This window comes from Chroococcidiopsis sp. (assembly GCF_051657925.1).
In the GTDB taxonomy this organism is placed as follows: Bacteria; Cyanobacteriota; Cyanobacteriia; order Cyanobacteriales; family Chroococcidiopsidaceae; genus Chroococcidiopsis.
Genome location: NZ_JBOFLP010000133.1, coordinates 1 through 26,125, shown reverse-complemented (window position 1 = coordinate 26,125; position 26,125 = coordinate 1). Strand labels below are relative to the sequence as shown.

Genomic DNA, 26,125 nt, shown 5'->3' with positions numbered 1-26,125 from the left:
TCCAAAGGATTAGAGTTTGGTTACATGTCATTTGTAGGGGCGCACAGATGTGCGCCCCTACAGGCATCTGCTAAAACTTTTCAATTAAGCACTCGGCAATGCGGCGGGCTGCACCTAGTTTACCCATGCGACGTATGCCGTTCTCAGCGATAGATTGTAGCTTTTCGGGGTTAGAGAGTAAAGCCGCGATCGCATCACCAACTTGGTGAGGGTTTTGGACGAAAGTAATCGATTCCCCAAAATGACGGCTTTGTGCCTCAGCAAAAGCATAGGTAAATTGCGGTCCTTGACCGGGCATGATAATTGCAGGTTTGCCCAGTCCGATGAATTGTTCTGTCGCTGTTCCTGCCATGGCGATCGCAATTTGGGCTTGGTGTAAGCAGTCGTTGTAGGCGTGTTGAGTTAAGATAACAAATGCATTTTTTTGTTGAAATGTCAATTTTTTTGGTAGATCCCCCCAACCCCCCTCAACAAGGGGGGCTTCAGAGAATCCAGTTTTTACGAGCGCTTGACAAAAAGGCTCTAAATCGAGATGAGGGGCGATCGCAGCTAAAAATACCAATGGGCGATCGCCGAAAGTCACGATTAAATCTTTGACTGCTTGCAATATCAGTTCCCAATTTCGATAAACTTCGGGAGGACGAGAACCAGGTAGCAGCAGAATTTTTAGCGCTTGGCTTGTCTCCTCTACAAAAAGTTGAGATGGTTCGAGGCGATCCATCATGGGATTTCCCCGATCGAAGGCAGGAACGCCATGTTGTTGCAAAATTTTAGCAGTCAGGGAGTCTCTAGGAAATACCGCTCGACAGCGGCGATGGCTCATAAAATAGCGCTCCCAAGGGTGATAAATCGAACCCGACCAATGTTCTAAACGGGCAAAAGGCGATCGCCCAGGTAAAACACCATTTTCATTCCGCACGTAATATTCAGATTTAGCTGTCCCCACAAAAGCATAATTCGCTCCACTCCACCAGGCAAAGAGTAAGGGTACGATATCGCCTACAGCTAGCACTAGAGTGTGGGGTGTAGGGTGTGGGGTGTAGGGTGACAGTGACCAGTGACCAGTGACCAGTGACCAGTTAGTTATTTTATCTCCCTCAGCTCCCTCAGCTCCCTCAGCTCCCTCAGCTCTCTGCTCCCTGCACCGAAGCGCTCCCTGCTCCCTGCTCCCTGCTCCCTTCATCCATTGACGTATTGCCCTCAGCTGCTTCCCAGTCAGTTGTAACAAGCCACCTTGAATATCTCCTAGCAGTTGCCGTCCATCCATGTAAATGAAGCCACCAGAAGGCATGGTTTTTACGCTACCAATTAGGGGAATACCCAGACGAGTGTAAGCTTTACCTTCACCGACAATTGGTAAAGCAGCAATATCGAGGTTCGGACAAAGCTGCTGAAGTTCTTGCACGATCCGAACTGCAATGATATCTTCGCCGTGACCGTTACTCAAGCATAGTAACCGCGAATGAGGGGCGAGGGGTGAGGAGTGAGGAGTGAGAGAGGAAGGCGATCTATAGTCCATTTCAGTAATAAAAATTAATAAAAGAGCGAGGGAGTTGTTTAAATTTCTAGCATTGAAGAAGCGTTGTTACTAGGTCGCGAAGAAGCTATTTCGAGGCTTGTGCGTTAGTTAACAAACCATAACTTCTCAGCCAGACTAATTTGGACTAACTTAGACTGATAGATGTATGGCTTTGGATTTCACCGCTGTAGCCCTTACTGTTTCTCGTCTTTCATCTCTAAGGAAAGAATAAAACTGCACGTCACGCCGCGATCGCTTTCGCTATGCAGCAAGTAGGATTGGACGACTGGATGAGTGTACGGCTGGTAGCAGTGGTTGGTATAATCCATACTGGTTTTTTGTCGCGTGGGAGGGTGACAGGTCTATAAGTGGAACCAAGTTAAAAATTCTACATAAAAGCGATTTAGCATAGGCAAGAGGCAGAAAAATTAAGCAAGCCTAAACGTCGTGCATTAGTCTTGAGGGGAGTATGCTAGCTGGCAAAACATTACAGCGTGGGAAATATACCCTGGAACAAGAAATAGGACGGGGGGGATTTGGCATTACTTATAAAGCTACCCACCAATTTTTAGGGCAACCAGTGGTAGTCAAAACGCTGAATGAATTGCTCCGGCAAGCGCCGCAATTTGCCAAGTTTCAGCGCCAATTTCAGGATGAAGCCCGACGCTTAGCAGCCTGCGTCCACCCCAATATTGTGCGAGTCAGTGACTTCTTCATTGAGGACGGCTTGCCATTCATGGTGATGGATTATATTCCTGGGCAAACTCTTGCCAAAGTAGTGTTTCCAGATCGTCCCTTGCCAGAAACGCTGGCAATTCACTACATTCGGCAGATTGGTGCGGCATTAGAAGTCGTGCATCAGAAGAACTTGCTGCATCGGGACGTGAAACCCCAAAACATTATTTTGCGCCAGGGAACTCAGGAAGTCGTACTCATTGATTTTGGGATTGCGCGGGAATTTACTCCAGGTTCAACCCAAACTCATACCAACATGGTTTCGGAAGGGTACGCACCCATAGAACAGTATCTCGCCCATGCCCCCCGTACTCCAGCCACAGATGTTTATGCCCTAGCAGCAACGCTATACGCGATCTTGACAGCCAAAGTACCAGTTGCCGCTAGCCTGCGCGATCGCATCCCTATGCCCAACGTGCGCCAAATCAATCCTCGGTTAAGTGTTGACGTGGAACGAGCGATTATTTTGGGAATGGAGATTGAAGCTGTCAATCGACCTGCTACCGTAGCCGATTGGCTAGAACTATTGCCCCATACTTATTCCCAAAGTTTCTCAGGTGGTCTGACGGGTGGCGGGCGATCGCAAACTCATAATTCTTCGATCCCAGGTTGGCTTTCTCAGTCCAGCCAACCTGGAGTATCGGTTATGGAACCCCCATCTGTCGAGAGCGAGGAGATCCCCGCCAAACAATCTTTTTTACGCGGTTTGTGGATTGGTGGTGGTTTAGCTGCGATCGCTGGCATTGCAACTCTAGCGATCGGCACAGTTTTCCCTAAGTCTGTTCCTCAGTCACCTCAAAATTCAATACCCGCGCGCTCCAGCCAGCCTGCACCTCAGCCTACATCGCCCACCGATGCTAGATATGAGAAAAACATTACACTTCCACAAAAAGAAAACTCGCAAAAAGCAAACTCAACCGCTCCCCCACCAACTCAACCTGTAAAAAATACTACCGAGCAACAGCCAGCAGCCAATACTTCTGGGCAAAGTGGGACGCAAAATCTCAGCAGCCCCGTCAACCCAACAATTCGCTCTGGCACTCGCAGATGGAGACAAGATCGGAATAATGCTGGGCAAGGTTTTAACCGTAGAGTGAGGGCTACCTCGTCAACTAGAAATCGCTCAACTGTCACGCCTACTCAACCTAAAACCAATCCTCAACGTAACTCGACAAAGACAAATAAGAATAAATCACCTCAACCTGCACCATCCCCTACACCAAAACCAGAACAATCGCCAACATCTAAGCAGTCCCCAACCCCATCTTCGCCAACACCATCTCCATCCCCAGAACCATCACCCTCACCGCAAAACGCACCAGCGCCAGAACCATCGCCCTCACCCCAGAACGCTCAACCATCACCAGAACCATCACCCTCACCCCAGAACGCTCAACCAACACCAGAAGCCTCCCCAACAACCAACAACCAACCACCACCATCGCCAACACCAGAAGCACCAAGTCCAAATTCCCCGCCTGCAAAAGGAGGAGAGCCAATGTTGCCTAGCGATTACGAGTCTGGTAGCATTGCACCATTACCAACACCCACAGCTGCACAAACACCCCCTGCCAATCCACCACATTAAAAACCTGGTATCTATCCATGAAAATCATCCACGGTACTTGGATTCCCTCTGCCGAAGCTGATTTCATTCAAGATGGTGCATTTTACCTGTGGGTAGAAACTTCAACTGTCCAAAAACGTCGCAACACCGATCGGCGCACCCATCCTTTTCAATTGGCTTCAGCAGATCTAGAAGCCTTCTTAACTGAGCAATTGGGAATTGCCTCAGCTACTTATGGCAAGACAAACGCTCGAATTTCTACTAAATATTTTGCCTTACCAACTGCAAGCGATCGCCCCCTGCCTTCACCAGAATTAGCTAGATATCTTGACGACATCGATACAGAAAACGAAGGATTTGCTTATTGGGCGATCGCTTGTTACCTAGTTAATACCAGCGTCAAAACAGGCAGTTACAGCTATAGTCAAGTCAGTAATATTATTAAACTCCTCAACGACATTCACTTTCTAGCGTTAAATAATGCTGATGAAATTCAATTTGGTTCGGATTTAGTATTTTGGTATCACTACACCCAAGCTTTTAAAGAAATTATTCTCAAAGACCAATATATCCCAGCACTGAAATATCGCGAACTGCAAGCAACCAAAAGTAAGCGTAAACAGACAGCTAATACATTTGAAATTTATCCAGCTTGGGAAATAGTTTCCGAACAATACGATGCGATCGTCCAAAAATATGTTGATTATATGCCAGCTATCTGCACTGCGGGACGGGCAAATTCGAGCGATCGCATAGAATTTTTTACTCCAGAAACTTTGCTGCGGCACTTTTCCGAATATCTACTGCGAGACATTATAACTCATACCCCTTCCACGGCTGCATTTGATAGCTTAATCTCTGATTCCCTGCTGCAAAAATGCTTTCAATCTAACAATACTCCCCAACAAAGCGATCGCGCTTTAGTAGAATACAAACAGTGGTACGCCTGGAAAGAAAAAATTGCCCGTACCCAAAATGCTACGACTTTTGACCTCTGTTTTCAACTCCAAGAAGCGCCAGCCGATCGGGTAGATAATTGGAATATTGATTTTCTAGTAGCAGCAAAACAAGACCCATCCTTAAAGCTAACCCTAGCCGATTATTGGAGTATGAACCAAAGAACTAAAAAAACTTGGTTCAAACACTTGGGTACGGATTTTGAAGCCGATTTGTTATTGAATTTGGGATACGCAGCAAGAATGTATCCTTTACTTTGGGAAGGATTAGAAACCGATCGCCCAATTGGGTTACAACTAAGTTTGACACAAGCCTTTGAATTTCTCAAAGAAAATGCCTGGATATTAGAAGATGCAGGCTACAAAGTTATCGTTCCCGCTTGGTGGACTCCTGAAGGTCGTCGCCGTGCCAAAATTCGCCTCAAGACAGCTTCACGCGGCGCTAAATCTACAACTACAAACCAAGGATATTTCAGTTTAGACTCTCTAGTACAGTATCAATACGAATTAGCAATTGGGGGTGAGGTTGTCACGCAAAAAGAATGGCAGCAACTTGTTAATGCTAAAACTCCACTCGTACAATTTCGGGGTCAGTGGATCGAATTAGACCAAGATAAAATGCGGCAAATGTTGGAATTTTGGCAATCTCAAGCCAAAGAACAGCCGGAAATGTCGCTACTCGATTTAATGAAATTAGCAGCAACAGAAGATGAATTAGAAGTTGACCACGACGATGCTTTAGCAACAATGATGGCGAAGTTGCAAGACAAAAGTAAATTAGAACCAATTTCAGATCCGCCGCAGTTGCAAGGTGCTTTACGGGAATATCAAAAGCGTGGTGTAGCTTGGTTGCAATATTTAGAAGCTTTGGGAATAAACGGATGTTTAGCCGATGATATGGGACTGGGAAAATCGGTACAGGTGATTACCAGAATCATCAACGAAAAAGAAGCGATTTCTACACCACCAACTTTATTAATTGCACCTACATCAGTCGTAGGAAATTGGCTGCGAGAAATTGCTAAATTTGCCCCGCATTTACAAGCAATGGTACATCATGGTAGCGATCGTCTCAAAGATGAAGCTGAATTTAAAGCTACCTGTTTCAAACACGATGTGGTAATTACTTCATTTACTCTTGCTCGTAAAGATGAAAAACTTTTAAGTAGTGTAACGTGGCAGCGCATAGTAATAGATGAAGCCCAAAATATCAAAAATCCGAAAGCAGCTCAAACTCGTGCTATTTTGAAATTGCAAGCTAAACATCGACTAGCTTTAACGGGAACGCCTGTAGAAAATCGCTTATTAGATTTGTGGTCGATTTTTAATTTTCTCAATCCAGGTTATTTGGGCAAAGAAGCACAATTTCGTAAATCGTTTGAAATCCCAATTCAAAAAGATAATAGCAAAGTTAAATCAAGCAGTTTAAAGAAATTAGTCGAACCGTTTATTTTGCGGCGGGTCAAAACTGACAAATCGATTATTAATGACTTACCGGATAAAGTCGAACAAAACTTATATTGTAACTTGACAAAAGAACAAGCTTCGCTTTATGAAGCTGTCGTAAAAGATGTCTCGAAGCAAATTGAAGAATCTGAAGGAATTCAACGCAAAGGTTTAATTTTATCCACTTTATTGAAACTCAAACAAGTCTGCAATCATCCAGCACAGTTCTTGCAAGATGGGAGCGAATTTTCCCCAGAGCGATCGCACAAATTCAGCCGTTTGGTAGAGATGGTAGAAGAGGCGATCGCTGAAGGAGAAAGTATGTTAATCTTCAGTCAATTTAAAGAAATTTGCGACCCTTTAGAAAAGTATTTGAAGCACAATTGTCATTACAATACTTATTACATTCACGGTGGGACAAACCGGAATAAAAGAGAGGAAATGATTGCCGAGTTTCAAGACCCTGAAACAGAACCTTCGGTATTTATTTTATCTTTAAAAGCTGGCGGAGTGGGGATTACGTTAACTAAAGCCAACCACGTTTTTCACTTCGATCGCTGGTGGAATCCCGCCGTAGAAGATCAAGCGACAGATAGAGCTTTTCGGATCGGTCAAAAGAAGAATGTTTTCGTGCATAAATTTGTTGCAATGGGTACGTTAGAAGAACGCATCGACCAAATGATTGCTGATAAGAAAAAGCTTTCTTCTGCGATCGTTGGAAATGATGAATCTTGGTTGACAGAACTCGATAACGAAGCATTTAAGCAACTAATTGCATTAAACAAAACTGCAATATTGGAGTGAAACTTATGGCTAAATTTAGTCGTACTTGGTGGGGAAAACGTTTTATAGAAGCCTTAGAAGCATTCAGCGATTCTGGCAGACTAGGGCGCGGACGTTCCTATGCCAGCAATGGTAAAATCATTGAATATAAAATTGACGGCAACAAAATTACGGCTAAAGTGCGGGGTTCGATCAACCCCTACTTTGGTGTATATAAAGAACCAAAATACGATACGAAAATCGAGATCGCACCAATTGATAAAGCGAGTTGGTCGAAAGCAGTTAAGTACGTTTCTTCTAAAGCTAGTTTTGTGTCAAAATTGTTAATGAATGAAGTACCAGACAGTATCGACTCAGCTTTTACTGACTTAGGATTGCATTTATTACCACATAGTAGAAAAGATTTCAAGACTAGCTGTAGTTGTCCCGATTATGCTAACCCTTGCAAACATATTGCAGGTGTTTATTACTTAGTTGCATCTCAACTCGACCACAACCCATTTCTCTTATTTGAATTGAGGGGTTTATCTAAGGAAGAATTACAATCAGAACTCGTCAAATCTCCTTTGGGTCAGGTTTTATCTTCCGAGTTAACTACTAAAGAAATTCCTTTAGTAGCAGCAACATCTTACTATACAAAACTCGAACAAATGCCTACGATAGAGCAAATAAATTCTAGAGAATTCTGGCTTGGAACCAAGCGCCTACCATCAAATATTGAAGTAGCCGAACCAGCAATGATTCCAGCAATTGTAGTTAAAAAACAGGGAGACTACCCCGCTTTTTGGCAAAAAGATACTTCTTTTATTACGGTAATGGAAGAATTGTATCAGCGAGTGAGAACGAAAAATAAAGACGTAATGTAGACAGAAGGCAGGAGGCAGATGCCAGAAGATAATCGACAATCCAATATTCAAGAACATCAATTAAAGCATACTCTGCACGTTTGCGAATGTAGTCTTCGCGCCAATTTTCACTAACTACTTCAACAACTAATTGAGGAACTTCACTAAAGTCAAGTACTCCTGCACCTAGTCTATTACTAGCTTGTTCCCATAGACTTTGATTGCATACTACAACATCAGGAATCCGAGATGAATCTTCCTCTGTTCTTACTCCAACAGGAGTTACTGCTACCAAGGAAAGATTGTGAGTTGCAAAATAGTGTTGTAACTGATAAACCAGAAATTGACAAATACGAACGTGTAAAATTGTAGGCGTTGCCCTTGGAATTAAATGACCTCGGAATAGTTTGTAAAGAACATCTGGTTTTCCTTGGTAAAAAAGATACTCTTGAAAAGTCAAAATTTTAGCAGACGTGGAAATCGATGACTGAGACATATATTTTTTCTCTGCGATCGCAACTGCTAGGTAATTTTGATTATATTTTTATTGTATTCAGTACGATCGCTCTAACGGTAGAAAAGAAGGCGATCGCAATCGTTTTGATTTTCTCTAATTCTCTCGTCCTTCTTCTAAGTATCTACTTTTATTTAATTTTCGTGTGTGATACAAGCAGATGCAAGATATCATCCTATCTTTAACCTCTAATCCCTGCAAAAATCTTGGATAAATCGAGTAATAAATCGGGAAAACAGGAAAGCGCGATCGCTCGATTAGGTAAAACAATCCGCTTTATTCCATATCCAAACTTATTCTGTAAATCTTGATAAGGTTCGCTGTAAACTTCGAGATGATTTTCTACTAAGTTAAATATCCAATAATCAGAAATTCTTGCTTCAGCATAAAGAGACAATTTAACTTCTTGGTCATAACTTAGAGAAGAATCTGAAATTTCAATTACGAGCAAGACATCTGCTGGCTCAGGATGGGAGCTAAGATAATCATCAGCACGATTTTGTACGATCGCAAAGTCTGCTTCTGGTGCGCTATCCGGTAGTAGAATTAACGGTGATTGACTGCGTAAAGTAGCGCGATCGCCTAACAATCTTGGTAATTCTCGTAGTAACCGCGTAATACAAACTTCATGAGCGGTTCCTTTGGCGGACATTTTAATAATTTGTCCCTGAATTAACTCAATTCGGTCGTCTTCACCCAAAAATCCCAGTTCTGCTAAACGGTGATACTCAGCCAAAGTAAAGCGTTTGAGAGTAGGAGCATTCATAGGAGCGATCGCCTTCACAACTTTACTTGCATCATAAGACTTTGTCCATTATCCTAACTAGGACTCGCCCCCTCGCTTGCGATCGCCATGTAGGATATCATAATGATTGATATTTGATTCTGGCTAGATAAGATACTCGTTGTCTCTAGGTAAAGAGCGCACTTTCTCAATATTGTCGCCAGCAAAGTTGCGAATTGCCTCTCGCGACTCTCAAATCAAGTCAATTCATAAGGACGCTCTGTATCATCTTCACCCATATACTCGCCATTTTGAATTTCTAGTAAAATTAAGGGAATTGCCCCAGGATTTTCAATACTATGAAGTGTTGCTACGGGTACATATGTTGACTCATTCCGGTGCAATAACTTTTCTTCATCGCCGCAGTTGATTTTAGCTGTACCGGAGACAACAACCCAATGTTCGCTGCGATGATAGTGAATTTGCGGTCTAATTCGGTGCTTCGGCTTAATTTCAATCCGATTAATTCTATAAGTTTCCCCTTCTTCTATCACTTCAACCAGACCCCAATATCTCTGACCTGCATGTGGAGAAGATTCAATTACATCTAGTTGAGCCTGATTACCATTGTTAGTCATAAATAATTTTGGAAATAAACATCGATCGTCATTAATAGCAGAAGTATGGCATTTTCGCTCTGAAACAGAAGGTTGGTTAACCAAATCTTCAAATTTATTTAAACTTCAAAATGCATTCTTCACGATCGGCTTTTTGGGTATTTGTCTGGACTAGTTTCAGCCCAATAAAAATTTTGTGACTAAAACTTTGATATTTCGAGCTAAATATCTAGATTAACCGATCGCTACAAATCTTCTGAATCTATCTTTTCCTGGGATGATTCAGAAGTTTTTTTATATCGATCTTCCTTCCATCTTCCTGTCTTCCGTGCTGCATCTGAAAGCAAGTATTCAATTTGAGCGTTGACACTTCTGAGTTCGTCAGCCGACCATTTTTCTAGCACTTCATACAGTTTCAAGTCTAGACGCAGCAAAAAACGTTTTTTTTGGCTCATGTATACAAACTACCAGTATTGACTACAGGCTGAGCATTTTGTTCCGAGGTTAAAACCACGAGTAAATTATTCACCATTGTGGCTTTGCGCTCCTCATCCAATTCGACGATTTGTTGTTCGCTCAACCTTCTTAATGCTTCGTCAACCATCCCCACAGCACTATCGACAATCTGCCGTCTAGCATCAATGATTGCTTTAGCTTGTTGGCGGCGGAGCATTGCTTGAGCAATTTCTGGCGCATAGGCGAGGTGAGACAATCTGGCTTCGATAATCTCTACTCCGGCGACTTCTAAGCGTGCTTGTAACTCTTGTTGGAGCGATCGCGCCACTTCGTCAGGGATGCCACGCAGCGAAGGTATACTCTCATCATTACCTGTGTCATAGGGGTAGCGGATGGCTAAGGCACGAATTGCTGTTTCACTTTGGATAGCAACAAACTCTTCGTAGTCGTCTACTTCAAAATAAGATTTGGCTGAATCTACAACTTGCCACACGATTACAGCTGCAATTTCAATTGGGCTACCTTGAGCGTCGTTGACTTTGAGAATTTTGCTGTTAAAGTTGCGTACTCGCAATGAAATCTTGCGTTTGCGGGTAAAAGGGTTAGTCCACCAAAATCCTGCTTCTCTAACGCTACCAGCATAACGACCCAAAAATGTTACTACAACTGCTTGGTTTGGTTCCACCGTAAAGAACCCCGAAAATGTGGGAATGATGACTGCTATTAAAATTGCTCCCAACCATGCACCAATTTCAGCAGTGGTGTCTTCTCCCAGTAAATCGGTAATTTTCAGAGTTCTACCTAATATTGCCTCCCATCCTTGAATGGTCGTCCACAGCCACCAAATCGCCAAAATGGCGATCGCGCCCAATACTACCAGCGCCACAAACCCATCAATTTTAAAGGCAGGACGCTCTTTCATCCGTTCCATACATCTGTACTCCTAGCAATTTTTATGAATTGATAACAAAGTGATATCACGATAATATAAAACTTATTTGATGTCAATGTGATATCATAGTAATATGATTACTCGTACCAAGTGTGAGAAAGTTTGGAACGCGGATGGACGCAGATGGACGCGGATGAACGCAGATAAATACCAACTACCAACTACCAATTACCTTGCTACAGTAATGTGAGTGTAATCATCAGAGCGGTAAATATAAAAATATGACTACTGCTGCACCGACAAAGACCAAGTATGAGGCGGTTATTGGTTTAGAAACCCATTGCCAGCTGAATACGAATACGAAAATTTTTTCTAGTAGTTCTACTGAGTTTGGTTCGCCTCCAAATACAAATATCGATCCAATTTGTATGGGTTTACCTGGAGTGTTGCCCGTATTGAATGAGAAGGTATTGGAATACGCAGTGAAGGCGGGTTTGGCGTTAAATTGTCAAATCGCACCTTATAGCAAGTTCGATCGCAAACAGTATTTTTATCCCGACTTACCGAAGAATTATCAAATTTCTCAGTATGACTTGCCAATTGCCGAACACGGTTGGCTAGAAATCGAGCTTGTCGATGCGGATAACAACCCCATCCGCAAACGCATTGGCATCACGCGCTTGCACATGGAAGAGGATGCGGGCAAGCTGGTACATGGGGGGAGCGATCGCCTGTCTGGTTCTACTTACTCTTTGGTAGACTACAACCGTGCTGGCGTGCCTTTAGTGGAAATTGTGTCAGAACCCGATATGCGTTCTGGACAAGAAGCGGCGGAATATGCCCAAGAACTACGCCGGATCTTGCGCTATTTGGATGTCAGTGACGGCAATATGCAAGAAGGCTCTTTACGTTGCGATGTCAATATCTCCGTGCGTCCTGTCGGACAAAAAGAGTTTGGCACGAAGGTAGAAATTAAAAATATGAACTCGTTCAACGCCATTCAACGGGCGATTGAATACGAGATCGAACGGCAAATTGCGGCTGTAGAGTCTGGAGAAAGAATCGTTCAAGAAACCAGGCTATGGGAAGAAGGCAGTCAACGCACTGTTAGTATGCGGACTAAAGAGGGTTCTAGCGATTACCGCTATTTCCCCGAACCCGATCTAGCGCCGATTGAAGTTTCCAAAGAACAGTTAGAAAAATGGCGTGCTGAGTTGCCAGAATTACCAGCCCAAAAACGCCATCGTTATGAAAGCGAACTAGGACTTTCTGCCTACGATACTCGCGTATTAACTGACGAGCGATCGGTATCGGAATATTTTGAAGCGACGGTAGCAGCTGGAGCCTCGGCAAAACAAGCTGCCAACTGGATCATGGGAGATATTGCAGCTTACCTAAATAGCAATAAACTCAGTATTGGTGAAATTGCGCTCAAACCAGAAATGCTAGCAGAATTGATCCAGTTGATTGAAGGCAATACAATCAGCGGCAAAATTGCTAAAGATATCTTGCCTGAACTACTAACTCAAGGTGGTTCGGCGAAGGAGCTAGTAGAACGTAAAGGATTAATTCAAATTTCCGATCGCAGCGCTATTGAAACGATCGTCGAACAAGTCATCGCTGCCAATCCCAAAGAACTAGAACAGTACCGTAACGGCAAAACCAAGCTTCTCGGCTTTTTCGTCGGGCAAGTACTGAAACAAACAGGCGGACGTGCAGATCCGAAACTGACAAACCAACTGTTAGCGGAAAAGCTCAATAAATAGAGGCTCCTCGCTTCTCATCCCTCTTCAACATGGCAATTCTTCATCGGATCTTTAAGAAAACACAGTAGAAAGCCGTAAGATTCTTTACACACCACCTGTTATATTCTACTGAGTAGATGCACCCTGATGATTGGGAGAGTCACCGAACTGACTCTCTTTTTTTTTGGCTGTTTTAAGTGAGCAGTGAGTATTGGTAAGAGAAGAAGTCAAAAATCAGATTTCTTCACCTGCTCAGAAGCTCCCTGATAACTGATAACTGATAACTGATAGACCGATAAATGGAATAGCCGCGCGATCGCCTCAAATCGCAAAAATCCTCACTCCTTACCCCTCACCCCTTCTGATATAATCGCAGGCTATGCATTGGGAAAGAGAACATGGCATGGCATGAGATAAGCGGCGGAATTACTGCGCCAAGGGGTTACAAGGCAGCGGGAATTAGAGCAGGGTTAAAGCCTTCAGGACTGCCCGATCTGGCTCTAATTTTGTCAGATGTAGAAGCGATCGCCGCAGGTGTGTTTACCACGTCTCAAGTTCGTGCTGCTTGTGTCGATTACTGCAAGCAAAGATTGCAAGACAAACCCAGCGCTAGGGCAATTCTTTGCAATGCAGGGCAAGCTAATGCTGCAACGGGTTCTCAAGGCTGGTTGGATGCCCTAGAGTGTGCAATGGCATTAGGACAAGCATTGAGTATTCCCTCAGAATCGGTGTTGCTTGCCTCTACTGGGGTAATTGGCAAGCGCATTTTGATGGATAAAATGCACGCTGGCATTCCTCAACTGGTTACCGAAGCTTCTGAAACAGGTGGAGATGCTGCTGCACAAGCGATCGTCACTACAGATTTGGTAACAAAATCCATTGCTTTAGAAACAACAATGGGCGATCGCCCCGTTCGGATGGGTGGCATTGCCAAGGGTTCGGGTATGATCCATCCAAACATGGCGACAATGCTAGCCTTTGTCACCTGCGATGCGACTGTCTCTCCCGCATTATGGCAGCATATGCTAAGTCGAGCTGCCGATAAAAGTTTTAATCAAATTACTGTCGATGGCGATACCAGTACCAACGATTGTTTAATTGCTTTGGCAAATGGACAATCGCGCACCCCAGCAATTACCGAGATGGGTGCAGAGGCAGAAAAGTTAGAAGCCATGCTCACAGCCGTATGTCAGCATTTAGCCAAAGCGATCGCCCGCGATGGGGAGGGCGCAACCTGTTTAATTGAAGTACAAGTCACAGGAGCAACCGACGAAAAAGCTGCTCGTCAGGTAGCGAAAACGATTGCTGGTTCTTCCCTAGTTAAATCAGCAATATTCGGACGCGATCCCAACTGGGGAAGGATTGCAGCCGCGGCGGGACGTGCGGGAGTTCCCTTCGAGCCAGAAAATCTCAGAATTCAACTAGGAGATTTTCTCTTAATGGAAAATGGTCAACCTCTAGACTTCGATCGCGCCGCCGCCAGTGCATACTTAAAGCAAAAAGCAGCACAACAGCCTCAAGTAGAAACCGTCAGTACTGCTCAGAGTAATGAATTATTAGCGGTTAAAGACGGAGAAACAAAAGCTTTCGAGCGTCAAAGTGGAGGCGATCGCTTTCAAGACGAAACAGTCATTATTACCGTCAGTATTGGTAGTGGTTCCGGTTCTGGCATAGCCTGGGGCTGCGATCTCAGCTACGACTACGTGAAGATTAATGCTGAGTATACTACTTAGGGATGAGGAGCGAGGAGCGTTAGCTCCTCACTCCTACCTTTGCAACAGCACGCTTACAGTTGTCTTCACTTCTATCCCGCCACTTTCAATAAATAATTTACCTCCATGTAATTCTGTGATGCGTTTTGCCAAAATTAAACCCAAACCTAAACCCTGTTGTTCGTAAAATTTGCGCTCGAATTGCATATAACCGCCAATACTAGCAATTTGTTCGGTAGACATAGCGCGTCCGTAGTTAGTAATACTAATTTTGAATCCATCTTTTTCGGTGGCAGCTTTGACATGAATAGATGTGCCAGCTTCGGAGAATTTGAAAGCATTATCGATAATTTCTTCGATCGCTTTTTTCAAGTCTCGCTTCGCAATTTTGACGTTAGAATTAGCAACTTGTAAAATTAAATCTGCTTCTCGTTGATATTGTTTTGCCTTTTGAATTGCTATAGCAAAGATAATATCGCTAGGGTTGAGGGTTTGACAACTACGTAAAGCTTGTAGTTCTTCAGGATTAGTTGCTAATAGTTCAATTTGAGCGTACATAATAAAATTCTCAATCATTCTTTGCAGGCGTTGAGAAGAATTATGTAAATTTTGGGCTGTTTCTAATAGTTCTTGAGGTTTTATTGTATCGTAACTTTCAACTAGGACTTTAGAAAAAGATAAGACTTCGCTTAAAGGTAACAACAGTTCTTGCGGCAGAGCATCGGTAATACTTCTGCGTAACTCGGCTAGCTTTTTTTCTGACTGTTGAGCAACAAACGCTTGCTTTTGTAATCGCGCTGCGATCGCACCCAATAGTTCCGTGCGGGTAAATGGTTTGCTGATGTAGTCATCTGCCCCCATTTCCATGCCTTGGCGCACGTCTAATTTATCAGCTTTAGCTGTTAGAAAGATAAATGGAGTTGATGCTGTAAGGGGGTTTTGACGTACCATAGTTAGTACCCCATAGCCATCCATTTCTGGCATCATTACATCGCAAATAATTAGATCTGGCTTATGCGCTAATGCCATTTGATAGCCCTTCAAACCATTTTCTGCATCAAGAGTATCAAATCCTTCTGCTTCCAAACGGGCGAGTATATTTTCTCGAACTGATAGTTCATCTTCAATCACTAAAATTCGGCTCATGGCGATCTTTCCTAATTAATTGAGTAGGTAAAAACTGAATTTTTAAAGAGATATTCTGAAGTTAATAGCCAGAATTTAAAGAGAAAACTTGAATACCATATTGCAAATTTATGACTTTATAAATACAGCTCGAATTCTCCTCACTCCTAACTGCTTTCATAAGGAAGAGAAACTATAAAAGTCGTTCCGATTCCAACTTCACTTTCAACAGTAATATTGCCGCAGTGCAAATCGACCGCTCTTTTAACAATGGCTAAACCCAAACCCGTACCGGAAATCGTGCCGACATTGCTAGCTCGATAGAAGGATTGAAATAACTGTTCGCGATCGCTTTTGGGAATTCCGATGCCTCGATCCCGCACCTGAAATATAACTTTTTCCGCATCAACATTCAGATTGAAACTGACGATACTACTAGTAGGAGAATATTTAATTGCATTTGATAATAAATTAATCAAAATATGGCGCAATAACTTTTCATCCAACGCCACCTCGCTAGATTCACATTGAGAATTCAAGTGAATTGTGTGGCTGTCAGCAATCATTTGCATCTCCTCTACTAGCTCGCGGCAGAACTGGACGATATCCAGTTCGATTGGGTTACACTCTAGTTTGCCCGCTTCGGCTTTCCCAATTAACAAAACATCATCTAAAAGTTGATTCATGTGCTTGACGGTGGTGACAATGCGTCGTAAGTGCAGAAGTTTCTTTTCTTCCGCCCATTGAGAGCCGAAATCTTCCATCAATTCGGCTGAAGACAAGATAGTGGTTAATGGCGTGCGGAATTCATGAGAAGTCATGGTGACAAAGCGAGACTTGAGTTCGCTAAGTTCTTTTTCTTTAGCCAGCGTGTGCTGCATTTCTGCTTCAGTTCGCTTGCGATCGGTAATGTTGCGGACGATCGCCATCACTTCATTTTCTGCACTCACGACAATTCGCGCTTCGTAATCGCGCATTTCGTCTTCAGTGTAAAGTTGGTATTCAAAGATTTGCAATTCTCCCGTAGTTAAGGCTTGCTGAATGTAGTACATTGTTGGCTGAGCTATTTCTGATGGCAGTACTTCATCAATTCGTTTACCCAAAAACTGGTTTGGCGGAACAATTAACTCTTCTGCTTTAGAAACTTTGTAGTTGACAAAAATTCCATCGCTACTCATGCGAAACATTAAATCGGGAATCGCATTGATCAGAGCGCGGTTAGTAGCAAGGCTAGAACGGAGAGCTTCTTCTGCTCGCTTGCGCTCGGTAATATCGGTAGAAATACCTCCAACAGCGTAGGGTTCGCCAGCAGCGTTGAATAGGGGAAACTTAACTGAAAGGTAAGTATGCAAACCGTCATCGTGGGGTAGTACCTCTTCCCAATCCAATGCCGATTTTGTCTCTAACACCTGGCGATCGTTGGTTCGCAGCACCTCAGCAATTTCTGGCGGGAAGATCTCGTAGTCAGTTTTGCCAATTGCCTCAGTTCGATCTAAATGGAAGAGAATCCCGTACCAAGAATTGATCGTGAGATATTTGCCTTCTAAATCTTTGACGTAAATTAATGCTGTAGAGTTATCTAAAATTGCTTGCAACCGCTCCTCGCTCTGCCGCAATGCCTCTTGTACTTGCTGGCGTTCTGTCACATCGTGGGCAACGATGCAAAAAACTTCTTTGCCACCATAAAAAATTGAATTGAGATGAACCTCTGCATAAGCCACGCTCCCATTGCTGCGATGATGTGGCACTTCTCCTAAGAATAGATTTTTTCCCCTCAGCGCGCGCTGGGCATTGCGATCGATTGTCAGGCGCTCGCCAGCGAAAATCTCGTATAGCGTCAGTTGTAAAAGCTGCTCGGGAGAATAACCGAGGAAACGCGCAAAAGCATCATTTGCTTCCAAAATACGTTTTGTCTCGATATCGACAAGACAAATTCCTTCAGCAGTTTGCTTGACTACAGCACGATACCGAGATTCGCTCTCATGCAGTCCCTCTTCCGCTCGCTTGCGTTGCATTAGTCCGCCTAGCTGGGTAGCCACAGTTGAGACGATCTCGACTTGATGCTTGTCTTCAGCGCAAGATTCGGACATGAAAAAGGCGATGACAGCCAGTACTTCCGATTTATCCGCAGCACGATCGGCGACGATGGGAATGGCTAAACTTGCTTTGAGACCAGCAGCCCGTGCTAAATGGCTGCGCACGATCGCCACCTCGGTCTCGTCTTCTAGACTCGGAACCCAATGCGGTTGCTGAAAACGCCAAACATGACCGATTAAACCAACTCCAGGGGAGAATTTAAATTTCTTGCTCGAACTACGGAAGCTTGTGACGTTGTAATGCTTGCCATACCAAGCAGGACTGCTCTGAAGGATATCGTTCTCTGCACTGGGAATCCACGCCTCACCATAACTCCAACCCGTAAATTCGCAGATCTGACGCAGTGCCACTCCCAGAGCAGCATGGAAGTTTTGGGCATCTCCGATCGCCTGAGCGATTTTTTGTAACAGCCGGACTTCTGCCTCAGCGCGGTGACGTTCTGCCATTTCACTGTGGAGTTGCTGGTTGATGCTGACCAGTTCGGCAGTACGATCGGCAACTTTGGTTTCTAACTGACAATAAGCATCATGTAGGGCTAATTCCGCAGCTTTGCGATCGCTAATATTACGAAAAATTCCGCGAGTCGCAGTTGGTTGAGACTCGACAAATTGACAGTTAATGCTACCTTCAACCCAAATTTTTTCGCCTTGCTTGGTAACAAAAATTGTTTCAACTTGCGCGAATTTCTCGCCAGTCAGGATGCACCCAAAGACTTCTAGGCAGTGACACAAGCTATCGGGATGAATAATGTCGTAAATTTTTAGCTCGGCAAGTTCTGCTTCACTATAGCCAAGAGTTTCTTTCCAGGCGCGGTTGACATAGATAAATCTGCCATCTGGCGTAACCGATTGAATCAAATCGCTAGCATTTTCAAATAAATCTCGATAACGTTCTTGGCTCTGTCGCAGGGCAAATTCAGTTTGCCGCTGCCGTTGATGTGCCTGCTGTAAATCGATGAAATTCCGTCTTAGCTCCAACTGTGTCATGACCTGACGCGCTAGAATTTCCAAAGCCTCCAATTGTTGGGGACTCAACTCGCGAGGTACGTAGTCGATCGCGCAGAGAGTTCCCAAAGCAAAATTGTCCGATGTCACCAGCGGTGCACCCGCATAAAACCGAATTTTTGGTTCTCCAATTACCAGCGGGTTCTCAGCAAAACGCTCATCTTGGCAAGCATCAGGCACGATCAGCAAGTGGCGTTCTCCAATCGCCCGATCGCAAAAGGCGATATGACGAGGAGTTTCTGGAATAGTTAAACCAATTTGAGACTTAAACCATTGACGATCGGCATCGACCAAACTAATGAGTGCTGTAGGAGTTTGGCAAATTTGGGCAACCAAACGAGTGAGATCGTCAAACGCCTGCTCTGGTGCAGTATCCAGAATATCGTACCTCTGTAGGGCATGAAGTCTATCTATTTCGTTGCTAGGCAGTGGATCTTTCACCGTCATCTCCCTACACAGTTGTCAGTTATCAGTTATCAGTTTTGAGACGTTATATGTCATGTCTTTACAAAGATTGTCAGCGACTAGTGACCGGCGACCAGTTAATTCAGAATTCCAAAGCCGAATTCTCCAAGGGTTACTCTTAACAGTTAGTATTCCCAAGTTTTGGCGTTGACTTACATTTTTACTGCTGGCAATGTGAAAGATTGAGAATTCTGAGTTTAAATGTTATGTGGCAAGCGAGTAGTGAAGAGTGGTGTGTGGTGCGTAGTTTTTCTCCCTCAGCTTCGCGACTCTCCCTCAACTCTCATATCCCTACTCCCTGCTCCCTGCTCCCTGCTCCCTATTTTTTGTGACCAATCAACAGAAATCTCGAACTTTAGCTGGAATTGCGGGGATTGTTGCGATCGCAACCCTGCTGAGTAAATTAGTTGCCTTGTTCCGCCAACAGGCGATCGCGGCGGCTTTCGGTACGGGTATAGCTGCTAATGCCTACAACTATGCCTATATCATTCCTAGTTTCTTTTTAATCTTGCTGGGAGGTGTGAATGGTCCGATCCACACCACGATTGTCAGCATCTTAGAAAAGCGTAGCAAACAGGAAGCCGCTCCCCTAGTGGAAAGCATCACGACTCTAGTTAGCGGAGTGTTGTTGCTCGTATCCATCGCCCTGTTCTTGTCGGCGGATGGATTGATTTATTTGGTGGGTCCGCAATTGAGCCAGACAGCCCACGCGATCGCCGCCGAGCAATTGCGAATTATGTCGCCGATGATTTTACTATCGGGATTAATTGGGATTGGTTTTGGCACGCTCAATACTGCCAATCAATACTGGTTGCTGTCTCTCAGTCCCGTACTTTCTAGCATCACGATTATTTTGGGGCTGGGAATCTTATATTTATCCTTGGGGAACCAAATAATTTCTCCTGCTTATGTGGCAATTGGAGGGCAAGTTTTAGCCTGGGGAACGCTAGCAGGGGCATTGCTTCAGTGGATCGTACAACTAATCGTGCAGTGGCGATTACGACTTGGTACGCTGCGGTTGCGGTTCGATTTTCGCTCTCCTGGCGTGCAGCAAGCAGTTAAGTTGATGGCTCCGGCTGTTTTTGCTTCTGGGATGCTACAAATTAATCTGTTCACCGATTATTTCTTTGCTTCCGGCATTCCTGGGGCTGCTGCTGCTTTCAACTACGCTAACTTGATCGTTCAGACTCCCCTCGGCATCATTTCCAATGTGATTTTGCTCCCCTTATTTACAATTCTCTCTCGGCTTGCCGATCCGTTGGAGTGGCACAATCTGAAATCGCGACTGCGCCAGGGATTGATTCTAACGGCTCTCACAATGCTGCCTTTAGGAGCTTTGTTTGCAGCTCTAGCGATGCCAATCGTCCGAATCGTTTACGAACGCGGAGCCTTTCAACAAGATGATTCGCAACTCGTAGCTTCAATTTTAGTTGCCTACGGCATTGGTATGTTTGTCTACTTAGGGCGCGATGTCTTGGTACGAGTATTTTACGCCTTGGGAGATGGAGAAACGCCCTTCCGCGTTGGTTTGTTAAATATATTTCTCAACGCTCTACTAGATTTTATTCTCATCAAACCTTTTGGCGCGCCTGGAATTACACTGGCAACAGTAGGAGTCAATACGATTTCGACGCTGGTGTTTTTGGGTATCTTGCATCGTAAACTCCACGGCTTACCATTGCGGCAATGGAGTTTACCCATTTTAGGTTTAATTGCCAGTGGTTTTACCGCAGGAGTCGCTAGCTGGGGGACTCTTTGGAGTTTGCAATATTTCTTCGGTAGTCAGGGATTAGTTTTACTACTGCTGCAAACGATCGCTTCTGGGTTAGTAGGCATAGGAATTTTTGCCCTCATCGCCACTCGAATGAAATTGCCAGAAATCGATTTTTTAGTGGCTCGACTAACTAAAAGGGGAGTCGGGAGTCGGGAGTAGGAAGTCGGGAGTCGGGAGCTGAGGAGGCTGGGGGAGCTAAGGGAGCAGGGAGTAGGGAGCTGAGGGAGAAAGAGCAACTGTCAACCAATTACCCATTATCAATTACCCTTACATATCGTTTTGGTATTTCTCCAAAATCTCCATCAAGTCAGTTTGACCTCGGGCTGGTATCAAGTCAATTAGGGGGATTTCTTTTTTCCCACCCCCAAGTTTAACGGGAATATTTTGTAAAATTTGCTGGACTCGATCTTCTGAGAGCGATCGCGCCGTCAAAATGGGATAGAGTTGTTCGGCAAGCAGGGTATGAAGTTTGGCATCGGCAAGATAAAGATGCCATTTGGCGATATCTATATATACGTTTTCGCCTATTTCAGCTGCGATCGCTTCAATAACTTCTGAAGTACTTTGTTTAGCCATAAAACTTAACCTCCTTCTATTTGAGAAGAGTAATGGAGGAGTCGCAAGTTGCAAGTCAAAAGCCTCTTGCAAGAAAGCCTCTTTGCCTCACTCACCAATTACTCATTAGCCATTACCACTCTTCACTAATAGCTGATAACTGACAACTGATAACTGACTCTCTAGGTAGATTTGGGCGGTGTATCTGGCGTAGTTGATTCAGAATAGTTGGCGATCGCGGCAATGTAAATTAAATGTCCTAGTAACACAGTTGCCCATCCTCCTGTTAACCAAGGCAACCACGCCCAAGTTGTGGTTTTGAGAATGTGGACGAACCACAGACCGGAATTTATGGCAGCGAAAATCGCTACGTGGGTAGCAAAGTTCATGCGATCGTCTAAACGTCGATAGGCAGGATCGCGGCGGTCTGGTTTACGGGGCCAACGAGGAGGCATGTGTTTGCTGTTCACCGATTGAGTTGTCTATATTTTATCGACTTCTTGCTGCGGATAGTAAGTATCGATGCCAAACTGGGCAAACTAAACCTGAAGTACGAAACTCTCTCAAAACCAAATTTAAGTTCTATGGAGACAGTCATTTCTACAAAAATGCTCGCTTGCCGCTATTGACAATGAGCCAAATAAGAATTTATTGAATTTAGACAATTTAAGGTATAGACCCATGAAAAAGATCTTAGTTATAGAGGACGAGCGTTTGGTTAGAGATAACATCCTAGACTGTTTGGAAGATGGAGGCTATGAGGTTGTTGGAATTGATAACGGTCAAGTTGGTTTGGACTGGGCAAGCGAACACAAACCCGATCTGATTTTGTGCGATGTGATACTGCCGGAGTTAGATGGGTACGAAGTATTGCGATCGCTGCGTCAAGAACCAACTACTGCACTGCTGCCGTTTGTTTTTCTCTCCGCCAAGGTAGAAAAAGCTGAGATCCGTTATGGCATGAACTTGGGAGCCGACGATTACATTACAAAACCCTTCACTCCCGACGAACTATTAGATACGGTGGCGGCGCGGCTGAAAAGACGGGATGCGATCGTCCAATATGCCGAACTTTTGCAGGCTTCTCTATTCAACAGCGATCGCATTTCGCTCGAACCTCAACCCACAATTAACGCTCCTTCCACGCCTGTACCAGCTCAATACCAAGATTTCAACGCATTCGCTAAGGAACTAGCAGCACTCCAATCAGCTCAATTTACTGGCAAATTAAATGTTAAAAGTGCTACGGCTCAGTCTTGGGACTTTTACTTGCATCAAGGGCGCTTGTTGTACGCTACAGAAGGGATGCATTTAGCGCGGCGCTGGCAGCGGCATGTCTCGACTTACTGCCCCCAAATTCAACTGACTCAATTAAATTTACCAGCTGAGCTTTTTACTAGACCTGCTTGGGAATATCAATTACTTGGCTTGTTACTGAAACAACAACAAATCGGTCGCGAATACATTGCCCCAATAGTGCGCGATTGTGTTGTCGAAGTCCTGTTTGACATGATGCAGGCAGGGCAAGTCAATTACCAAAAATCGGAGCAAGCCTTGCCTTTACAACTTCTTGCTTTAGAGTGGGAGCAAGTCTTCACCCCAGCCCAAAAACTATGGCAAGCTTGGCAATCGAGCCATCTAACTTCGCTTCTACCCAACTATGCCCCCCTAGTCAAACAGCCAGAAGCATTGCAACAACAAACTTCACCAGCTGTCTACCGTCAACTGACAGCAGTACTCGATGGCAAGCGATCGCTGCGCGAACTCGCAGTATTGATGAAGCGTCAAGCTGCCGAAGTTGCTGTGTCTCTCTTACCCTACTTCCAATCCAAGATTGTCGAACTAGTCCAACTCCCTGACCTACCACTACCGCACGCAGCCGCCGCACAACCTGCAACACCACCGACATCAGCTGCACCTGCCACATCAACAGCAGCCAAATCGCTACTGATTGCTTGTATCGATGACAGCCCTCTCGTCTGTCAAACTATGGATCAAATGCTGTCCAACGCAGGCTATCAGGTGTTAACAATTCAAGATCCTCTACGAGCAATCTCAACTTTATTGACGCGCAAGCCAGATTTAATTTTCTTAGATCTGGTTATGCCCAACTTGAACGGCTATGAAATTAGCTCGCGACTGCGTAAAATTGCAGCTTTCCGCGATACACCGATTGTCATTCTTAGTGGTAATGCGATCGACCGCGCCCAAGCGCAAGCAGCAGGAGTCTCGGATTACCTAGAAAAACCCGTACAAACAGAAAAGTTATTGCAAATGATTGGCAAACACATTTCTGTAGGGAGCTGAAGAGAAAAGTCGTAAGTCGTAACTCGTAAGTCGTAAGTTAGAAATCTCTCGCTTCTTCTCACGCACCACGCACCACGCACCACTCTCCACTGATAACTGATAACTGATAACTGAGACTGGCATGAGATCCGCAGGTAGAGCGAAATGACAAAGATTCTGGTCATCGAAGACGAGCAGGCAGTTAGAGAAAATATTACCGAGCTATTAGCAACGGAGGGATACGAAATCGTTGCAGCAGAGAACGGTCACGTTGGTATTACCTGGGCTTGGGAACATAAACCCGATCTGATTTTGTGCGATGTGATGATGCCGGAATTAGACGGCTATGAAGTGTTAAAGTTGCTGCGCGAAGAACCAACTACAGCGCTGATGCCTTTCATTTTTCTCTCAGCCAAAGCAGATAAAACTCATTTGCGCCAAGGGATGGAATTAGGTGCTGATGATTACCTAACTAAACCGTTCTCAAAAAAAGATTTACTAGGGGCGATCGCCGCGCGGTTAAAAAAGCAAACAGCGATACGCCAACCGGAACCATCCCACGACGAACATCATGGCGATCGCGACAACGCAAATATTTTTGTTGCCGAGTTTCTTTCGCTCAAATCAGCTCAAGTGACTGGCAGACTATCTGTCACCTGTACTTCAGGACATGAGTGGATTTTTTATCTGTACTCCGGTCGAGTTTTATATGCCACTGGTGGGGTACATCCCATCCGTAGATGGCAGAGACATATAGTCACGTACTGTCCGCAAATTTCACTCAAGCAGATGAAGTTACCAACCGAGCTTGCTGGCTCAGCATGGGAGTATCAAGTGTTGGGTTTGTGGCTCAAGCAACACCAGATTAGCTCTAAGCAGGTGACGCAGATCTTACGCAGTAGCATTACGGAAGTACTCTTTGACATTCTACAGACTGGACAAGTCGTCAAGTACCAAGTACAGGTCGGCAATCCTCTTGGATGGCAATTGTTATTAGTTGATGTCGAACAAGCCCTAGCGATAGCTTACCAACAGTTGCACAGCTGGCAGCACGCCAATTTGGAGCATATTTCTCCCAATAAAGCACCAACACTCAAACAGCCAGAATCACTGCAACAAAAGACCTCTGCTACAACTTACCGTCAATTGACTGCACTGCTAGATGGAAGGCGGACGCTACGGGATTTAGCCGTACTCATGAAGCGTCAAGTTTTAGAATTATCCTACACTTTATTACCCTACCTTCAGGACGATATGGTGGAACTGGCAGACATTCCCGATCTGCCTATGCCTACGGCTGAAGAGATTGTATTAGAACCACCAGTGACACCGATAGCACTGAAACCGACGATCGCGTGTATTGATGACAGTCCCTTGGTGTGCGAGGTGATGCGAAACATTATTACGGATGCGGGCTATCAGTTTTTAGACATTCAAGATCCCTTGCGAGCACTCGCGACTTTGTTAAGTCAAAAACCAGACATGATCTTTTTAGATCTCGTCATGCCAAAACTGAATGGTTATGAAATTTGCACGCGCATCCGTAGGATTAATGCGTTCCGCGACACGCCGATCGTCATTCTCAGCGGTAATTTGATCGATCGCGTGCGGGCGATGGTCGTGGGTGCATCCGACTGTCTGGACAAACCCGTGCAAGCTGATGCGGTCGTGAAATTGATTCACAAGCATCTATCCGCGTCAGAGCGATCGACCTAGCTCGACTTTTGCTAGAATTTTGATAATTTAGGGTGAAATAACTTCTGCAACTTTGTCTTCTGCTAAACTCCAATCTTCAAAATATTCGTAAACTTCAGACAAACTTTCCAAACCATCAACCGCGCTTTCCAAAGCTTGAAAATAAGCTGCTGTAGCTTCTGCGGATTCAGTCGAAGTATTCCAGCTCAAAATTTCATCAGTTTTGGTTTGCAGCTTGGTAATCAAATGAAGTTGTTGAATCAGGATTTGCTCTAATCGGTCGTTCATAAATTCGCTCTAACGCGAGCAGTGAATAGCAATTTCGATCTTACAAGTATGGAATTAATACAAAGTTAAGAATAGGCAATCCCGAATATATTACTGATTTAGATATAGCCGCTTTCAAAAAGTATACATAGTAGTAGGGGCGCACGCTGTACGCCCCTACGATTGAAATGTATTGCAATTCTAATGAGAAGAAATGCTATGTTTTCTAAACGGTTGCCAACTCAGGTGCGGGACGCTTGCTATTACGAATGCCTGCGATTGCCTCAGCATAATCTTTAGCTTTGAACACTGCTGAACCAGCTACGATCGCATTTGCACCTGCTTC

Annotated in this window: 20 protein-coding genes and 1 pseudogene; 8 read left to right on the top strand and 13 right to left on the bottom strand. The window is 44.5% G+C overall.

From position 1 onward, the window contains the following. Nucleotides 1–70: 70 nt before the first annotated feature. Nucleotides 71–1,519, bottom strand: coding sequence for a lipid-A-disaccharide synthase-related protein (locus tag ACRC32_RS10255; protein ID WP_438553865.1), 1,449 nt, complete (start codon nucleotides 1,517–1,519; stop codon nucleotides 71–73). Between the two features lie 194 nt (nucleotides 1,520–1,713). Next, entirely contained in the window at nucleotides 1,714–1,848 is a 135-nt protein-coding gene (locus ACRC32_RS10250) for a hypothetical protein (RefSeq protein ID WP_438553864.1), read from the bottom strand. 140 nt (nucleotides 1,849–1,988) lie between these two features. Here ACRC32_RS10250 and ACRC32_RS10245 point away from each other — a divergent pair, with 140 nt between their 5' ends. From ACRC32_RS10245 to ACRC32_RS10235, 3 genes are read left to right on the top strand one after another with little or no spacing between them, the layout of a single operon-like run. Beyond that, nucleotides 1,989–3,842, top strand: coding sequence for a protein kinase domain-containing protein (locus ACRC32_RS10245; protein WP_438553863.1), 1,854 nt, complete (start codon nucleotides 1,989–1,991; stop codon nucleotides 3,840–3,842). A 17-nt stretch (nucleotides 3,843–3,859) separates the two neighbouring features. Next, nucleotides 3,860–7,027, top strand: coding sequence for a DEAD/DEAH box helicase (locus ACRC32_RS10240; protein ID WP_438553862.1), 3,168 nt, complete (start codon nucleotides 3,860–3,862; stop codon nucleotides 7,025–7,027). Between the two features lie 5 nt (nucleotides 7,028–7,032). Then, entirely contained in the window at nucleotides 7,033–7,872 is an 840-nt protein-coding gene (locus ACRC32_RS10235) for an SWIM zinc finger family protein (protein ID WP_438553861.1), read from the top strand. Here ACRC32_RS10235 and ACRC32_RS10230 read toward each other — a convergent pair. The 5 genes from ACRC32_RS10230 to ACRC32_RS10210 all read right to left on the bottom strand — a co-directional run bounded on the left by ACRC32_RS10230 (nucleotide 7,814) and on the right by ACRC32_RS10210 (nucleotide 11,093). Further along, nucleotides 7,814–8,347, bottom strand: a complete 534-nt coding sequence (locus ACRC32_RS10230; RefSeq protein WP_438553860.1) for a Uma2 family endonuclease — start codon at nucleotides 8,345–8,347, stop codon at nucleotides 7,814–7,816. The two genes, ACRC32_RS10235 and ACRC32_RS10230, sit on opposite strands and share 59 nt — an antisense overlap. Nucleotides 8,348–8,546: 199 nt before the next feature. Next, nucleotides 8,547–9,131, bottom strand: a complete 585-nt coding sequence (locus ACRC32_RS10225; RefSeq protein WP_438553882.1) for a Uma2 family endonuclease — start codon at nucleotides 9,129–9,131, stop codon at nucleotides 8,547–8,549. Between the two features lie 215 nt (nucleotides 9,132–9,346). Next, nucleotides 9,347–9,727 (bottom strand): phosphomannose isomerase type II C-terminal cupin domain, encoded by a 381-nt coding sequence (locus ACRC32_RS10220; protein ID WP_438553859.1) that lies wholly within the window; start codon nucleotides 9,725–9,727, stop codon nucleotides 9,347–9,349. 224 nt (nucleotides 9,728–9,951) lie between these two features. Then, entirely contained in the window at nucleotides 9,952–10,161 is a 210-nt protein-coding gene (locus tag ACRC32_RS10215) for a hypothetical protein (protein WP_438553858.1), read from the bottom strand. Further along, complete coding sequence (locus ACRC32_RS10210; protein ID WP_438553857.1) at nucleotides 10,158–11,093, bottom strand: SPFH domain-containing protein; 936 nt, start codon at nucleotides 11,091–11,093, stop codon at nucleotides 10,158–10,160. The genes ACRC32_RS10215 and ACRC32_RS10210 overlap by 4 nt, the downstream gene beginning before the upstream one ends. 242 nt (nucleotides 11,094–11,335) lie before the next feature. On the opposite strand from ACRC32_RS10210, the gene gatB reads away from it, so the two are divergent. Then, nucleotides 11,336–12,820 carry an Asp-tRNA(Asn)/Glu-tRNA(Gln) amidotransferase subunit GatB gene (gene gatB, locus ACRC32_RS10205; RefSeq protein WP_438553856.1) on the top strand — a complete coding sequence of 495 codons (1,485 nt, stop codon included), beginning with the start codon at nucleotides 11,336–11,338 and terminating at the stop codon, nucleotides 12,818–12,820. 377 nt (nucleotides 12,821–13,197) lie between these two features. Next, nucleotides 13,198–14,532 carry a bifunctional ornithine acetyltransferase/N-acetylglutamate synthase gene (argJ, locus tag ACRC32_RS10200; protein ID WP_438553855.1) on the top strand — a complete coding sequence of 445 codons (1,335 nt, stop codon included), beginning with the start codon at nucleotides 13,198–13,200 and terminating at the stop codon, nucleotides 14,530–14,532. A gap of 33 nt (nucleotides 14,533–14,565) precedes the next feature. On the opposite strand, the gene ACRC32_RS10195 is transcribed toward argJ, so the two are convergent. Together ACRC32_RS10195 and ACRC32_RS10190 are read right to left on the bottom strand one after the other, a co-directional pair. Further along, on the bottom strand, nucleotides 14,566–15,657 hold the full coding sequence (locus ACRC32_RS10195) for a hybrid sensor histidine kinase/response regulator (protein WP_438553854.1): 1,092 nt from the start codon (nucleotides 15,655–15,657) through the stop codon (nucleotides 14,566–14,568). 146 nt (nucleotides 15,658–15,803) lie between these two features. Then, nucleotides 15,804–19,178: a PAS domain S-box protein gene (locus ACRC32_RS10190; protein ID WP_438553853.1), complete on the bottom strand. Its 3,375-nt coding sequence runs from the start codon at nucleotides 19,176–19,178 to the stop codon at nucleotides 15,804–15,806. 352 nt (nucleotides 19,179–19,530) lie between these two features. Between ACRC32_RS10190 and murJ the strand changes: the two genes are divergently transcribed. Next, on the top strand, nucleotides 19,531–21,135 hold the full coding sequence (gene murJ, locus ACRC32_RS10185; protein WP_438553852.1) for a murein biosynthesis integral membrane protein MurJ: 1,605 nt from the start codon (nucleotides 19,531–19,533) through the stop codon (nucleotides 21,133–21,135). A 108-nt stretch (nucleotides 21,136–21,243) separates the two neighbouring features. On the opposite strand, the gene ACRC32_RS10180 is transcribed toward murJ, so the two are convergent. Beyond that, nucleotides 21,244–21,552, bottom strand: coding sequence for a DUF3181 family protein (locus ACRC32_RS10180; protein ID WP_438553851.1), 309 nt, complete (start codon nucleotides 21,550–21,552; stop codon nucleotides 21,244–21,246). 161 nt (nucleotides 21,553–21,713) lie between these two features. Next, nucleotides 21,714–21,986 carry a 2TM domain-containing protein gene (locus tag ACRC32_RS10175; RefSeq protein ID WP_438553850.1) on the bottom strand — a complete coding sequence of 91 codons (273 nt, stop codon included), beginning with the start codon at nucleotides 21,984–21,986 and terminating at the stop codon, nucleotides 21,714–21,716. A gap of 226 nt (nucleotides 21,987–22,212) precedes the next feature. On the opposite strand from ACRC32_RS10175, the gene ACRC32_RS10170 reads away from it, so the two are divergent. Continuing rightward, on the top strand, nucleotides 22,213–23,838 hold the full coding sequence (locus tag ACRC32_RS10170) for a response regulator transcription factor (protein WP_438553849.1): 1,626 nt from the start codon (nucleotides 22,213–22,215) through the stop codon (nucleotides 23,836–23,838). A gap of 144 nt (nucleotides 23,839–23,982) precedes the next feature. Then, nucleotides 23,983–25,533, top strand: coding sequence for a response regulator transcription factor (locus ACRC32_RS10165; RefSeq protein ID WP_438553848.1), 1,551 nt, complete (start codon nucleotides 23,983–23,985; stop codon nucleotides 25,531–25,533). Between the two features lie 27 nt (nucleotides 25,534–25,560). Here ACRC32_RS10165 and ACRC32_RS10160 read toward each other — a convergent pair whose 3' ends face one another. Beyond that, nucleotides 25,561–25,800 carry a hypothetical protein gene (locus ACRC32_RS10160; protein ID WP_438553847.1) on the bottom strand — a complete coding sequence of 80 codons (240 nt, stop codon included), beginning with the start codon at nucleotides 25,798–25,800 and terminating at the stop codon, nucleotides 25,561–25,563. Between the two features lie 205 nt (nucleotides 25,801–26,005). After that, nucleotides 26,006–26,125 (bottom strand): annotated as a pseudogene (locus ACRC32_RS10155) (ribulose-phosphate 3-epimerase); the annotation flags it as partial.

Excerpts from the sequence above, each read along its gene's own strand:
- ACRC32_RS10235 (WP_438553861.1), top strand. The coding sequence starts at position 7,033 with ATGGCTAAATTTAGTCGTACTTGGTGGGGAAAACGTTTTATAGAAGCC.
- ACRC32_RS10250 (WP_438553864.1), bottom strand. The coding sequence starts at position 1,848 with ATGGATTATACCAACCACTGCTACCAGCCGTACACTCATCCAGTCGTC.
- ACRC32_RS10175 (WP_438553850.1), bottom strand. The coding sequence starts at position 21,986 with ATGCCTCCTCGTTGGCCCCGTAAACCAGACCGCCGCGATCCTGCCTAT.
- ACRC32_RS10255 (WP_438553865.1), bottom strand. The coding sequence starts at position 1,519 with ATGGACTATAGATCGCCTTCCTCTCTCACTCCTCACTCCTCACCCCTC.
- ACRC32_RS10160 (WP_438553847.1), bottom strand. The coding sequence starts at position 25,800 with ATGAACGACCGATTAGAGCAAATCCTGATTCAACAACTTCATTTGATT.
- ACRC32_RS10245 (WP_438553863.1), top strand. The coding sequence starts at position 1,989 with ATGCTAGCTGGCAAAACATTACAGCGTGGGAAATATACCCTGGAACAA.
- ACRC32_RS10230 (WP_438553860.1), bottom strand. The coding sequence starts at position 8,347 with ATGTCTCAGTCATCGATTTCCACGTCTGCTAAAATTTTGACTTTTCAA.
- ACRC32_RS10195 (WP_438553854.1), bottom strand. The coding sequence starts at position 15,657 with ATGAGCCGAATTTTAGTGATTGAAGATGAACTATCAGTTCGAGAAAAT.
- ACRC32_RS10225 (WP_438553882.1), bottom strand. The coding sequence starts at position 9,131 with ATGAATGCTCCTACTCTCAAACGCTTTACTTTGGCTGAGTATCACCGT.
- ACRC32_RS10215 (WP_438553858.1), bottom strand. The coding sequence starts at position 10,161 with ATGAGCCAAAAAAAACGTTTTTTGCTGCGTCTAGACTTGAAACTGTAT.
- ACRC32_RS10165 (WP_438553848.1), top strand. The coding sequence starts at position 23,983 with ATGACAAAGATTCTGGTCATCGAAGACGAGCAGGCAGTTAGAGAAAAT.
- ACRC32_RS10210 (WP_438553857.1), bottom strand. The coding sequence starts at position 11,093 with ATGGAACGGATGAAAGAGCGTCCTGCCTTTAAAATTGATGGGTTTGTG.
- ACRC32_RS10170 (WP_438553849.1), top strand. The coding sequence starts at position 22,213 with ATGAAAAAGATCTTAGTTATAGAGGACGAGCGTTTGGTTAGAGATAAC.
- argJ (WP_438553855.1), top strand. The coding sequence starts at position 13,198 with ATGGCATGGCATGAGATAAGCGGCGGAATTACTGCGCCAAGGGGTTAC.
- ACRC32_RS10180 (WP_438553851.1), bottom strand. The coding sequence starts at position 21,552 with ATGGCTAAACAAAGTACTTCAGAAGTTATTGAAGCGATCGCAGCTGAA.
- gatB (WP_438553856.1), top strand. The coding sequence starts at position 11,336 with ATGACTACTGCTGCACCGACAAAGACCAAGTATGAGGCGGTTATTGGT.
- ACRC32_RS10240 (WP_438553862.1), top strand. The coding sequence starts at position 3,860 with ATGAAAATCATCCACGGTACTTGGATTCCCTCTGCCGAAGCTGATTTC.
- ACRC32_RS10220 (WP_438553859.1), bottom strand. The coding sequence starts at position 9,727 with ATGACTAACAATGGTAATCAGGCTCAACTAGATGTAATTGAATCTTCT.